The 12,600-nt window shown below is 46.6% G+C and carries 20 protein-coding genes; 3 read left to right on the forward strand and 17 right to left on the reverse strand.

Translation table 11 applies throughout. The features are described 5' to 3' along the window. The first annotated feature begins 89 nt into the window (after nucleotides 1–89). From FND36_10070 to FND36_10080, 3 genes are read left to right on the forward strand one after another with little or no spacing between them, the layout of a single operon-like run. Entirely contained in the window at nucleotides 90–272 is a 183-nt protein-coding gene (locus FND36_10070) for a hypothetical protein (protein ID QDW74348.1), read from the forward strand. 1 nt (nucleotide 273) lies between these two features. Beyond that, nucleotides 274–459 carry a hypothetical protein gene (locus FND36_10075; protein QDW74349.1) on the forward strand — a complete coding sequence of 62 codons (186 nt, stop codon included), beginning with the start codon at nucleotides 274–276 and terminating at the stop codon, nucleotides 457–459. Next, a complete protein-coding gene (locus tag FND36_10080) occupies nucleotides 460–798 on the forward strand; it encodes a hypothetical protein (GenBank protein ID QDW74350.1) in 339 nt (112 codons plus the stop codon). It begins immediately after the preceding gene. A 15-nt stretch (nucleotides 799–813) separates the two neighbouring features. On the opposite strand, the gene FND36_10085 is transcribed toward FND36_10080, so the two are convergent. From FND36_10085 to FND36_10165, 17 genes are all read right to left on the reverse strand, one after another. After that, nucleotides 814–1,131 (reverse strand): SH3 domain-containing protein, encoded by a 318-nt coding sequence (locus FND36_10085; GenBank protein QDW75604.1) that lies wholly within the window; start codon nucleotides 1,129–1,131, stop codon nucleotides 814–816. A gap of 798 nt (nucleotides 1,132–1,929) precedes the next feature. Next, nucleotides 1,930–2,163: a phage holin gene (locus tag FND36_10090; GenBank protein QDW74351.1), complete on the reverse strand. Its 234-nt coding sequence runs from the start codon at nucleotides 2,161–2,163 to the stop codon at nucleotides 1,930–1,932. Between the two features lie 15 nt (nucleotides 2,164–2,178). Beyond that, nucleotides 2,179–2,487, reverse strand: a complete 309-nt coding sequence (locus tag FND36_10095; protein QDW74352.1) for a hypothetical protein — start codon at nucleotides 2,485–2,487, stop codon at nucleotides 2,179–2,181. A 4-nt stretch (nucleotides 2,488–2,491) separates the two neighbouring features. Next, entirely contained in the window at nucleotides 2,492–2,896 is a 405-nt protein-coding gene (locus FND36_10100; protein QDW74353.1) for a hypothetical protein, read from the reverse strand. Then, nucleotides 2,829–3,248, reverse strand: coding sequence for a hypothetical protein (locus tag FND36_10105; GenBank protein ID QDW74354.1), 420 nt, complete (start codon nucleotides 3,246–3,248; stop codon nucleotides 2,829–2,831). The genes FND36_10100 and FND36_10105 overlap by 68 nt, the downstream gene beginning before the upstream one ends. Nucleotides 3,249–3,604: 356 nt before the next feature. Then, nucleotides 3,605–4,309 (reverse strand): hypothetical protein, encoded by a 705-nt coding sequence (locus FND36_10110; protein ID QDW74355.1) that lies wholly within the window; start codon nucleotides 4,307–4,309, stop codon nucleotides 3,605–3,607. Nucleotides 4,310–4,356: 47 nt separating this feature from the next. After that, a complete protein-coding gene (locus FND36_10115) occupies nucleotides 4,357–5,415 on the reverse strand; it encodes a hypothetical protein (GenBank protein QDW74356.1) in 1,059 nt (352 codons plus the stop codon). Continuing rightward, nucleotides 5,349–6,050: a hypothetical protein gene (locus FND36_10120; protein ID QDW74357.1), complete on the reverse strand. Its 702-nt coding sequence runs from the start codon at nucleotides 6,048–6,050 to the stop codon at nucleotides 5,349–5,351. The genes FND36_10115 and FND36_10120 overlap by 67 nt, the downstream gene beginning before the upstream one ends. Nucleotides 6,051–6,169: 119 nt before the next feature. Beyond that, nucleotides 6,170–8,425: a hypothetical protein gene (locus tag FND36_10125; GenBank protein ID QDW74358.1), complete on the reverse strand. Its 2,256-nt coding sequence runs from the start codon at nucleotides 8,423–8,425 to the stop codon at nucleotides 6,170–6,172. Between the two features lie 311 nt (nucleotides 8,426–8,736). Beyond that, on the reverse strand, nucleotides 8,737–9,156 hold the full coding sequence (locus FND36_10130; GenBank protein ID QDW74359.1) for a hypothetical protein: 420 nt from the start codon (nucleotides 9,154–9,156) through the stop codon (nucleotides 8,737–8,739). Beyond that, nucleotides 9,156–9,698, reverse strand: a complete 543-nt coding sequence (locus tag FND36_10135) for a phage tail protein (protein ID QDW75605.1) — start codon at nucleotides 9,696–9,698, stop codon at nucleotides 9,156–9,158. The genes FND36_10130 and FND36_10135 overlap by 1 nt, the downstream gene beginning before the upstream one ends. Before the next feature lie 34 nt (nucleotides 9,699–9,732). After that, nucleotides 9,733–10,044 carry a hypothetical protein gene (locus FND36_10140; protein QDW74360.1) on the reverse strand — a complete coding sequence of 104 codons (312 nt, stop codon included), beginning with the start codon at nucleotides 10,042–10,044 and terminating at the stop codon, nucleotides 9,733–9,735. Further along, on the reverse strand, nucleotides 10,041–10,445 hold the full coding sequence (locus FND36_10145; GenBank protein ID QDW74361.1) for an HK97 gp10 family phage protein: 405 nt from the start codon (nucleotides 10,443–10,445) through the stop codon (nucleotides 10,041–10,043). The genes FND36_10140 and FND36_10145 overlap by 4 nt, the downstream gene beginning before the upstream one ends. Continuing rightward, the gene (locus tag FND36_10150; GenBank protein ID QDW74362.1) at nucleotides 10,429–10,770 is read right to left on the reverse strand and encodes a head-tail adaptor protein; all 342 of its coding nucleotides are present in this window, start codon (nucleotides 10,768–10,770) and stop codon (nucleotides 10,429–10,431) included. The genes FND36_10145 and FND36_10150 overlap by 17 nt, the downstream gene beginning before the upstream one ends. Then, nucleotides 10,770–11,075: a phage gp6-like head-tail connector protein gene (locus FND36_10155; protein QDW74363.1), complete on the reverse strand. Its 306-nt coding sequence runs from the start codon at nucleotides 11,073–11,075 to the stop codon at nucleotides 10,770–10,772. The genes FND36_10150 and FND36_10155 overlap by 1 nt, the downstream gene beginning before the upstream one ends. Then, nucleotides 11,020–11,226 (reverse strand): hypothetical protein, encoded by a 207-nt coding sequence (locus FND36_10160; protein QDW74364.1) that lies wholly within the window; start codon nucleotides 11,224–11,226, stop codon nucleotides 11,020–11,022. Before FND36_10160 ends, FND36_10155 begins: the two co-directional genes overlap by 56 nt. Before the next feature lie 165 nt (nucleotides 11,227–11,391). Then, entirely contained in the window at nucleotides 11,392–12,597 is a 1,206-nt protein-coding gene (locus tag FND36_10165) for a phage major capsid protein (GenBank protein ID QDW74365.1), read from the reverse strand. Nucleotides 12,598–12,600 lie beyond the last annotated feature (3 nt).

The following is a 12,600-nucleotide window of genomic DNA, read 5'->3' on the forward strand; positions in this document are numbered from 1 at the left end:
GACTATTGGGTACGAATATGTTATATTATAATCACAAACAGAAAGAAGCAGAAAATGGAATCAGCGAGAGGTTTACGGGAGGTAAAATTATGACACTGAGAAATTGGATGAATGATCACTTTTTTGACGATACGTATCCCTATCAAATCATCGAAAATAACCAAAAATTAAATATCGGCTGGGATGAATATATAAATTACAAAGTCTTAAAAGTCGAAACTATCGACCGAGAAGTTGACAAATTAAAACTCATATATGTAGAAAGGATTTAATATGGAGTCCAGAAAAGCAAAAATTATTTTTACACGCCCAGGCGGGACGGCCGGAAAAAACTCTCAATCAAGCAGGATCACCCTCCCAATAACTTGGGTAAGGGAAATGGGGATTTCGGAAGATAACAGGGAAGTGCAGGTATGTTTTGACGGAAAAACGATTATGATTAAAAAGGAGACAAATTAAATGGGGATCGACAAAGAAATATTGGACGCTTATAAGTTAAAAAAGTCTATCAAAGCTACCGTAGCCCATACAGGATATAGCTGGAATAGAGTTGTAAAATCGCTATCTAGCAACGGGATCATCCTGAATGACACGCACCAAAAAATTATTGATCTCTATAATCACAAAACACCTGTTTGCGATATAGCCTCTCAACTCAAAATATCAACAAAAACCGTGGAATCCTACATCCCTCGCACGCGTCCGGTATACAACGAAAACCCATCACCAAACGCAATGAGAATCAGAAAATGTAGAGATGGTAAAAAATCCGATAGAAAAGACGCCCCGGAGCCGTAACTCCGGGGTTATTTTTTACTGCTTTTTAAGGTACTCGGCAGAGGCAAATCCTGTTACTCCGTCATACACCACGTACAGCCACTTAACACTGCCGACCTTTGTGTAGTATCCATAACACTGTACCTTTGCCCCTTTAGGCATACTGGTCAGTCTCTTTTTGCTTGTCCCAGCTCCAGATCTCAGTGTTAGCGGATCTGTCTTAGTATTTACTGTGTATGTCCCGGCCAGAGACTTGTCAAAACTTTTTGCCGCTTCTGCCTTTCTGCCTGTGCTCCCGCCGGCCCCCTCCAACTTTGCCTTGCTGAGCGGCCCGTACTCGCCGTCTACATCCAGCCCGTGATCTGCCTGGAAGCTTTTAAGCGCCGCCTCGGTATTGGCGCCAAAATCTCCGTCTGCCCCATCCGGTCCGCAGCTATATCCCTTTGCGATAAGTCCATCCTGCATGTCTTTGACCGCCGCCCCGGTGTCTCCCCTCCGTAGGATTCCATCGCCAGACGATGATCCGTCGCCGGAAGACGCCCCTGCTTTAGCAAGCGTATCGCTGGCCTTTGAGCCGTTGGACAGCCCACAGACCGTATGAGAGCCAGCTTTGACGTAGATTGCGCCCCGCACGCAATAGGCGGAACTGGTTAGGTAAGTGCTTGCTGTGATGATCTTGTACCCGGCCGCCTTGAGCGCCGCCAGCATACTGGAGGTTGTCCAGCCGTTGCTACCATAAGACACGCCAGGCGCGCCGGAGGCCACCGCCGCCACGTTCTGGAGGCTGGAGCAGTCGCAATTGCACTTAGTCTTTATCTTAGACAGGACATACCCAACTGCCTTGGCCTGCGTGTTTAATGTGTTCCGGTCATGCCATCCATAGCCGATATTGTTATTGGCGCAAGCCTGCTCTATAGCCCTGGCGTGTCGCTCCCGGACGTTTGCGTCTGGATGAATGGCCATGTAGCCCCAGGGCTTGCTATACCAGTTCCGGGTGCAGACCTCTTTCCCGGTGCTGTCTCCCTTGGCTCCCTCGGTGGTTCCTTTTTCCGATATACTTGCGTGTCCGATTAATATTGCCATGATATTCTCCTTTCTCCGGCTTGCGCCGGCAAAACAAAAAAGGGGCAGTCTCCCGCCCCTTGCTAAGTATTATTTATCTACATTGCTATCCCCAACGCCAGGCGTGGATGGGTCTACCACGATCCCTGCAATCACCAGGACCGAAAAGATCGCATTAACTACGTCAAGCAGCTTATTTCCCAGGTCGCCCAGATCTAGAGTGTATCCAAACACTGCGGCCACCGTCTGGATCACCAGCAACACCGCCGGGATGATGGCCAGCCAAAACATCTTGTTTTTAAATCTTTCTTTCCAATCAAACATAACATTACCTCCTCCTTACAAGCCTATCATTGTAAATACTGCTCCAGCCACCGCCCCGATGGCCAGCGTTAAAATGTACCATTTTACTTTTCTCCAGGTTTCGCCATCCCGGTTTTCCAGAGCTTCCAAACGCTCCTGGTGTTCCTTTTGTTCTTTAGTCATTGTCTCGATTGACGTCGCCAGGCGCTCTACCGATAGGGTCAGATCATAGATCTTATTGACCATTTTTTCACTGTCCGAGATTCGATAATGGATTCTTTTATGCTCGTCCTGCATACGGCGGACAAACTCTTCATGTTCTACCCTGGTCACATATTCATCCATTGGTCTATTCCTCCTGTACTTCTATCCAGCCATATACCCCTGGCTCCCAGACATTATTATCCACAGTGGACTGCCAGGTCTTTCCGTTATGTATCACACGGTCGCCTGTCATATATGGGTTTGTACTCTCCGGCTGTTCCCACGGCAAAACTTCTCCGCTTGGATCCGTCAGCACCTTAGTCCACAGGCTCGGCGCGGCCTCCGGTGTCCAGTCTGCCTGTGATGTATGCTCTGTCAGGCACTTGTACAATATGCCATTGTACAAGACCCTGTCTCCGACCTTATAAGGATATCCGATCACCCAGGCCGGGAAGAAGCTAGGTACTTCCAATGCCTGCGTATCAGTCAATGTCGTAGTCTGCATTTCCAGCAGCCGCCGGAACTGTTTCGCCTGTTCCTTCGTTATCATTCTCTCCACCTCCTTCTCCCGTCACGATAATCTGCAATGCTTGCTCTACGTTTGTCACACGGCTGTCCATCCCATCCAGGCGTTCTTCCGGCGTTTCTCCCACTCGGTACATGGCCACGCCCAGGATGGCGCCGGTGTATTCCTCAATCCGGTACAGTTCTGTGTACCGCTCATACGTGGCAATGATCTGTCCGCGCTCCTCGATCTGGATCTTCCTGCAGGCAAATTCGTCCGAAAACTTTGTACGCAGTTCTTCTCGTGTCGCTGACACGGTTTTGATCTGCAATAGATTTCCAACTATGGCCGCCGCCTGGATGGTTAATTCCGTGGCGTCGTTAAAAACAGCTTTCATAATGATCGCTCTCCTTTCTTTTTTATTATTAAAAATTTTTAGCACTAAATGACAAATTGCCGGAGGAAGGAAACGATTACGTTAAGCTTCCTAATGGAACATTAATCCAATGGGGACAGGCAAGTTTTCCAAGTTCTGGTTCCGGCGGAAATGGATATGCCGTGGAAGATTTTACAATCCCATTTGTCGACACGCCGATCGTAACAGCAACATCTATGTATGCAAGCAGTGTTATAACTTTTGATTTGTCTGTCCAGCCAAGAACGTACAATGTTACGATATACGCTCGGACAAACGATGGGAACCCTGTTACCGGCGCAAGCGCTTGCTGGACGGCTATGGGCCGATGGAAATAATCACTCCACCATTAATGTCAAATCCACATAAAACGTTTCTGGAGTGACAGAATCATGTGCAGAAAATGGTATAACAATCCGGTTATTATTGCTGTCGTACGCTCCTCCACCGCACAATGTTGTCGCGTGAAGTGCGTATGCAGATATACCTATTATTGTATATCCATCAGGGATATTTACATTGATAGCAGTGTATGAGTTTTGCCCATTTGATACATTAATTCTGTTCGAATATCTTTGGACAATAATCTTTTCGTCCAATTTGTCATTTAGTTCCTCAAGCGTGGGCGCCGTCGGGAGTAGCGTGGTGACGCCTGTAACGTTAATCCCGTCCAGCTCGACAGCAAAAACCGGTACCTGTACAGGGCTGTCTCCCTGCTGGATATCCCCGTCCGTATACGCTGGTTGCTGTGGATCCGTCTCTGCCGGGGTGCCCTGGATTACAACCCACTCTGCAGATTCTACGTCCTGCTCGGCGTCGTAGGTGTACTGCCAGCAGATCAGATCGATTCGCTTCATCCCCTGCGTGCCATTCTGGATCGTCACAGGGTCATAACTGTTAACCTTCACGGTGCTCAAAGCCCCCTGGATCATCATTGCTCCGTCCCGAATCCTGATTTCATTTGATGACTGCACCTGCGGCTCCAGCATTTGACCAGTCTGTAAGATATATCCCCCACTTCCCCAGGTCCCCTGGTGCTTCATTCTGCCCTGCTGGCTTGTGATATGCGGTGACCCTTTTCTGCCTGTTGCTAATTCCCTTGTTCATCATCTCCTTCTATGCTATATTCGATGGATTCTTTTCCATCTGTTATTTTGTAAATCTTTTCTGTTATCGGTTTTGCCGCATACAGTCCCGTTATATAGTCTCTTCCTCCGATAATATCTCCGATGTCCACGTTAATTCCGATAGAGGCGACGTCCATCTGGAAATCAGTGGAATTCATCAATTCTCTTAGTTTTTCTACTCCGTTTTCTCTCAGTTCTTCCGTTTCCGCAGACGTATTTTCGTATACTTCCGCAATTTCTTCTACGCCTTTGTAGTATTGCGTATTTCCGATCGTTCCATCTTCCTGCACATACAGATGGATCACTTGCCTTTCCTGCAGCTCTCCCTTTCCCAGACAGATCAAATGATTGACTCCGTTTCGCTTATTTTTAAACGTAAAATTTATTTCGCTGTCCTGCGACAGTTCGATTTCATTAGAATAGTCCACAATCGGAACTGCTGCGACCTCCACATATCCCGGCTGCCCCCTCTCTTGCTGTACGTATTTTATCTGTATCCTGTGCCCTACGGATTTCAGCATTTTTTCAATTCCATACAATAGCGTGCAGTATCTCTCGAATTGATAATCATTCACGTTTACTCCTGTATCCTCAGACGATACTACAAAATAATTCCCGAATTGCTCTTCGATCAGTCCCGACAGCACGGTATTCAGCTCTCCGCTAACTTTTTTGTAGTCTTGTCCAGATGGCGGCTGTATAACTTTTTTATCCAGACTCCCTCTCCAGGTTCTTCCGAGCATAGACACGGTATTTAATTCCGTGTTGGTGTTTACCTCTCCGATAATTCCTCCATACTCTGTCCCTGGTATATAGATTACATTTCCAAAATCCAGGTCGTCCTTCCATGCTTCATACGGTATTTTTATCTCATAATCGTTATCTCCTCCAATGTCTATATCTACATCCGCATCTGCGATCTGTCTGATGTCTCTGAGCGTCTTATCTGCAAGGATCAGTTCCATCTCGGCTCGCTCCTTTCTAGAAAAAGAGTAATGTCGAATCCGAACGCTCCACTCCATACAATATCAAGATTCCCAGCCGGTATTTTTTCGAATACACTTTGCTTTTTCGCTCTCAGGTCGTAAATATTTTGGATCGTTCCGTTTGTAAGGTATTTGAGTACCGTGTTCTCTCTGCTGTCGATTACCATGTACTCTCCTGCCTCCAGCGTGTCAAACACTTCATATGGATATCCATTTATCAGTATTCTCGGGTTTACACACGGCCCATAGATCGTCATTTTAAATTTGCTTTTTGCAAAATGGTCGATATACCAAGAGGCCGTTCCTGCTTTTTGCGCTGTGTAATCGTATTCGTAATCGTATGGATAGTCCAGCCCATCTTCCGGCTGTATTTCGTTTTGTTTAAAAAACTGTTTTGTTTCTTCCTTGATCCAAAACGAGTATGGGCACAAAAATTTCACGTTCTTTTCCGTCCACAACGCCCCTTCCGCCGGCGCCGTGCTGGATGATAAAATATAGCTTCTTATGTAGTGCTCTCCACAGATCAGTTTTCCAGGCGTTTCATTAAGGATATCCCTTTCCCCGGCCTCAAAAAAACGGTTCAGGTTCTCTTTTCTTTGGCTTATAGGCCCCCGGAACACAATAACTCCTTCATATTCCGCGGGGCCCTTCTTAAATCCAGTTATTTTCACGCCATATTTCTGCTCTATCCCGTCATATTCCCACGAATAATTATGGAAATTTATATTTTTTACCCTTGTCGGGTATGAGAGAAGGTCGATTTCTTCCCCAGCAGAATTAATATATTTTGCTACCCTTGAAATACAACCCCCATTCCTTTTAGCTGTCTCTTATATGCTCTCTCTCCGATATACAAGACTGTGCTGCTGTCGGATGCTCCGCTCCTTACAGAGTTGTAGAGCATATTATAGTCAATCGTCTGTGCCGGCGCATCTTTCATAATTTCATAGTTTATTGTTTCCGCCGCTGCTTGTGCTGCCTTTTGTATGGTCGGTATGTAATCGTAGATTCCTTTTGCCAGTCCCTTCATCATATCCGGCATCCACTCTTCATAAAAGTGTAGCGGTCCTTCGTCCGGCCTTGAAAAGTGCAAGAATGAGCTGATCTTGTCAGCCACGTCTTTTACAGCTCCGGTCACTTTCCCGATCGCCCCCTTAATTCCTCGCACAATCCCGTCGATGAAGTCGCTTCCCCACTTCACCGCTTTTGACGGGAGTGAGGTCAGGAAACTTATCGCGCTTTCGAACGCAGACTGTACGGCCGAGCCGATTTTCGAACCAATTCCGCGGATGACCGCAACGATATTATTGAACGTAGACGTTACCAAAGATCGAATCAACGAAAGCGCTGACTGTACGATGGCCTTTGCCGCGTTCCAGGCTCCTTTCCAGTCCCCCTTCAGGACCGAAGTCACCAACTTTATCAAATTTTGCACGATTTTCAATCCGCTGTTCACGACCGTGGTAATGGTTGAGATCGTATTTTGTACGACCTGCATGATCGTGTCGCCCCATTGCGTCCAAATTACGTTCACCAGCTCTACAAATGCCGCGAAAATCGCTTGTATTGTCGAAATCGCTGTTTGTATCGCAGCCTGAATCTGCGACCATGCGGACGATACGGATGCCCGAAAATTTTCGTTTGTCTTCCACAGTGTTGCAAAGATGGCGATTAGAGACGTCACCACTCCTATCACAATTAAAATCGGCGCGGCAACTCCCGAAATTGCTGCTCCTACTGCCGCAAATCCTGCCTTGATACTTCCCAACGCCGCCGTAAGTCCTCCAGATCCCAATAGCGTACTTAGCTTCCCTATTATCCCTAGTACTGGCGATAATGCTGCCACAATTCCTAACAATACCAGCACAAAATTTTGTACTGGCCCTGGAAGGTTGTTAAACGCATTTATTACCTTCGACGCAAATTCTGTTATTTTTGTAATGATCGGGGTCATTACCTCCGCCAGGCCGGCCATAGCCTCCTGAAACTCCTGATTTGCCTTTTTGTTCTCGACCAAAGCCTTGTTGTTTTCTTCCCAACCATTATAGGTATCCATTAGCCCAGCATCCGCCAGCGTCTGCAATGCATAGTTTTGCTTTTCCGCATCCGACGTACACTCCTGCAGTCCGGCTGAAAAGTTATCAGCTCCGATTCCCAGTCGATCTAGCAGTTCTCCGAATTGTCCTGTTGCTTTCTCGGTTGCAAGCGTCTCCTGCAAAGAGTCTGCAAGAGACTCTATTTTTAACGTGTCCGGGAATCTAAGGTATGCTCCAGATAATCCTTCTACTGCTTTTTGCAGGTTCGATTCAGTAAATCCAGCTTGCAAAAGGTTCGAGGTTGCCTCCACCGATGAGTCCGTTTCATCCGACACAACATTAAATTTATCAAATGCATCTCTTGTTGCATCGATCCCAACTCCAGCATTTCTGGCGTTATTATCCAGCTTCGAAAGATCAGATCTAAGTTCAGATGTTGCCGGAACAGTTGCCGCCATTGCCCCCAGCAACCCGCCCGCTGCCGTTGATAATCCTTTTGTCTTTTCTGACGCAGACGATGCCGCATCTCCAAATGCCGTTAGATTCGCATTTAAAGTAGAGGTCTTTTTCGCTTTTTCCTCCAGGTTATCCAATTTCTGTTCTGTCTCAATTATTTCTCTCTGCAGCGCATCGAATTGTTTTGGACTTATCGGATTGTCAAAAGTTTTGTTTACCTTCTCGGCCTCTTGTCGTAACTCTCTCAGTTTCACCGTGGAGTTCGCCAGCTCTTTTTCCAGGTTTTTGTACTCTTCTGTATCGACCTCCCCGGCGTCCTTCATTTCAGACATTTTTGCCTTTAGTTTTGTGATCTTATCTCCCGTTTCTTCAATTTCTTTTTGGATTGGATCATAGGCTTTTTTCCAAGCATCGTACTTTTTTACAGATTCCGCCGCCTGCTCGCTTGCTTTCCGAAGTGTTTTTAGCTTTGTCTCTGTTTCCTCAATCGATTCCGCCAAAAGTTTTTGCTTTTGTTCCAGAAGCGTTGTGTTCTTTGGGTCTAGCTTCAGCAATTTATTTACATCGCTCAGGCTTCTTTGCGTAGATTTCAGATTTTTCTCTACTCCATCCAGCGCCTTATTTAATCCCGTTGCGTCTCCATCCAGCTTTATCGTGATTCCGGTTATTCTTCCCGACCTCTTATCACCTCCCTATAGCCTGTCTATATCTTCCTGGGTTGCCATCACTGGATAGTCGTAGCTATCGTTTTTTGATTCGATAAACATGTCGTTAATCATCCCAATGCTCAGGAGTTCCAATTCTGATATGGATATCCCCAGTTGTACACACCTGAGCATAAATAGCGGCGTATTGATCTCTCTGTCTATTTCACGTTCTTTTTTTTTGGGGTTGACGATGTTTTGTTTTCCTTATTCCACATCTCCAAAATTTCCGGGAATATCTTGTAAATGTCAAACGTCTCAAACTGTTCCAGCCATTCATCTATTTCTTGCGGCTGGCTTGGGTCCCCATGCTTATGCATCATGTATGCAATGTTTTCAAAAACTTCCAGAGATTCGATCGGGAGTTCGCTTTCAAATTCTTTCTCGTCAAATTCTTCTCCCGCTTCTTCTGCTTTTCTTTTTAATTCTTCCTTCAACTGTTCTTGCTTCTCTACCTGTTTTCTAAGCCAGTTTAGATCCACAAAAATATCCCGTCCAAATTTAATCCTATACATTCGCGGGATTGCCGCCGAGCTTTTAAACTCGCACGGCAACCCGTTGATCACTATCGTTTTTCTCATTATGCTGCTTCCGCCTTTTCATATACTTTCGTAAACCAAGTATCTTTTACTGCTGCGTAAGATTCGTCTGTGGTTTTTGCCCTTACCGTTCCATCATCCGCAGCCCCGCAAGATATGGTTAATGTGTCCGTGTTTGGCTCTTTTGTATCTTCCGTTGTAGTCGCATCCACGCTTGGGCGCGTAGCGGTACAGTTATAAAACCAAAAGAGCGTTGGGTTTTTGTCTCCGTCCACCTGGAATCCCAACGCAAATTCTACAGTCTGTGCATTTGCGTCCTCAAACAGCACCCCGTTTTCATCCTCTACTTCCCCCAATACATCTTTCCTGAAGGAATCCGGGATCAGTGCGACTTCCAAATCTCCCTCGTATCCCCCGTTTGAAGCCGAAGTGTAGTATTTCACTCCGTCTGCGTAAAAAGGAGTTAGCTCCCCCTGCTGCTCCAGCGAAATAGATACCGCTCCCGGAATGGCTACCGGTGTCGCATACGTTGTTCCTGCCTGCTCTCCTGTCGTATTTTTTACTGCGTAATGCACATTTTTAATATTAAATTTTACTTTGCCCCTTTTTGCTTCCTCCTTAAATTTCCGTCTCAAAAATCACTTGTATCATTTTTTCTGATTCAATGTAGTATTCCTGTTTTTCGTAATAGAGTCCGTTTTCCGTCAGCCAATCCGAAATCTTTTCCTCGCCTTCCAGGTCTTTTTTCTCCGAATAGAATTCAACGTCCAATTCGATGATCTCCTGGTATACAATCCCATCCGCGGAAAAGTTTTCCGTCCCCGGCGAGTAATATGTTATATATGGCAAATCCGGGACGTCTCCTTCCGCGAAATGGCTGTATGCTACTGGATACCCAAGCTTTGTCAACCCTTCGTGAAATTCTTTTATGGTCCTTGGTTCAACCTCTCTTTCACGCGTCGCTCAAATTCTTCATTGCACCATTCTTCTACCTGCTTGATATGTGGGATTGCCCTGGCACGTCCTCCCTGGCGGAGCTGGTGCCCTTTTTCCAAGAGATGGGTTAGGCCTGGTTTGTTCTTGTTATGGACCACAAACGCAAACTTTCCATTCATTCCCCGGATGTATTTTACGGACCATCCGTCTGCATAATGGCCTTTTGGCCCTCCATTTCCCTTTCCCCGCGGAGAATTTGTTTTTAGTTTCTTCGCTCCTTCTCTCGCCACCGCTCGCGCGATTTTTTCCAGATCGTCCTCCGTCACGTCTCTATACTCTTTTAATTCTTCCAAGACCGCATTGGCTAAGTCGTCAATGCTAATTGTCTGCGCCATTTTTTGTCACCGCCTTGATTTTTACCGTTTTATTCCGAAATTGGATATTGTCAATCAGGTTGATATTGTAGATCGCCCCTCTAAACAATATCCGGTACTGCTTTGTGTTCATCTCTTCAAAAAACGGATGCCATCGAAAAACAAATTCTACCGTGTTTTCTTGGTGTACGTTTGCCGCTTCCCAGTATTCCGCCCCCGACAGACCATTTACATAGGCGTATGCTTTTCTCTCTTCCTTCCATTCTCCAGATGGATTCCCGATTTCGTCATATGCGCTTATGTATTTTTGGAATGTCACCAAGCCCCTGTATGCTCCAGAATCCATCAGCTCGCCTCCCCGTCTGGCGTTGGCAGGAGGTTTATGCAATGCATTCCAAGGATTGTATCTACTACCCGGTTGACGTTCGACCGATCGATCGACATAGACCGGTTATCCCACATATCCGATATCAACGTCAGGACCGCGATCGTAATATCCTCGTTTTCATCCAGCTCTTCTTTTGTCAGTCCCGTCTGCCCTACGCAGTAGCTTACTGCCGCGGCCTGCATCGCCTGGATTAGTGTCAGATCTTCTTCAGTTAGATTTTCTTTCACTTCCCGCAGATGATCCAGGATTATTTCTTGCGTTATTTCGCTTACTTTCCTTTTTCTTCACCGCCTTCACCGCTTCCAGGTATCCGCATTTTACAAGAGGGGCCGCCAGGGAGCTAGAAAGCTCCCTTTCTTCCCCTTTTCGCATAGTTACCTGCCCCGCGAATGATATGATCGCTCTATACTTCATAGTCTCACCTAGCTTTTGATCGCGGTTTTGATGTCCGTCCAGTTGTCCTTAATCCATGCGATCACGTCCGAGACCGTTTCGCCCGGAATATCCGCTGCCGTCCCGCTTCCTTTCATGGTTGCCGCCAGTTCTTTCAATTCTTCAACGATTGTCATAGGCTCCTCCTTATGATTCCGCCATGGTCAAAACGGAGATCTTCTGCTCGTTTTCCACTTTCGCATCCAGTTCTGTCCATCCAACCACGCCTATCGCGTGCTGGGTTGCGTAATGCTCACGCAATACCTGTACCTCAAATTCTTCTGTGATTTTTGTAGCCAGGCCGGACATATCTCCGTAATAGATCGTCTTTGCGGACGCGGCCATTTCTGGCATGTTATCAGATACGTATACCGGCTTACCAAGGAGCGTTTTCCCGAATGGCGCCGTGATATCGTCCTGCATGAGATATCTCCCTACGTCATCTTTCAGTTTCCGAATCGCTGTCCTGGTCTTCGAAGACATAATCCAAATCGAATTCTGCTGGAACGCGTCCTTTACGGAATCCTGTAGATCGATCAATTCGTCCGCCGTAATCGCTGTGGCTGCCGCCGCCGTTACTCCCTGCGTTACGCTTGACAGTCCTTCAATCTTGCTTGTCGTCCCCTTCAGCAGTTCTCCTTCAATCCATCTGGCTGCCTGGTACGCCATATGGTCCACCACAAAGCCCGTTACATCAAACTGGCTGTTATTAATCAGAGATCTTGAGATCTTCACCAGCGCTCCGGCAAGGAATCCATTCAACGTGATGCTTCCGAACTTTCCGGTGTCCGCTGTTAAATCCGTAAATTCCGTTGCGTATGCCATTTCTACGTCATTGGAATCCGCCGGATAAAATGGGATGGTCAGGTTTCCTTTCACGTTGTATTTTGTAGATCTCTCCAGAATCGGAGAAATATCGTAGATTTTCTCAATGATTTTGTTCGCAATTGTTGTCGGGATGATCGCTCCGTTATCCGTCAGCGTCATGTTTGTATCTGCCCGGACTTCTCCGGCCACTACTCCACGCAGATAGTCCGCAAACGCTTTCTCTTCCTCCTGCGCTCTCTGCTCTGCCCCTTCTTCTTTTACGCCGTCTACAACTTCCCGTTTCCCTTCGTTTGTTTTTGCCAGGCGGCTTTTTACGTTTTCCAGGATCTCAATGGTTTTATCGATCTGTTCGATTTCCCCTTCGATCGCCCCGATCTGCTTCTCTTCTTCTTCCGTGATCGCTCTCTGCTCCGCTTCCAGCTTTTCATACAGCATTTCCAGTTCTTCTACTTTTTCAGCTCTCGTTTCTCTGAGCGCTTTGATGTTGTTTTTCTTTTCAGCAAAAAACTGGATGTTGTACTTCATTGC

The sequence above is a fragment of the Lachnospiraceae bacterium KGMB03038 genome (assembly GCA_007361935.1).
In the GTDB taxonomy this organism is placed as follows: Bacteria; Bacillota; Clostridia; order Lachnospirales; family Lachnospiraceae; genus Massilistercora.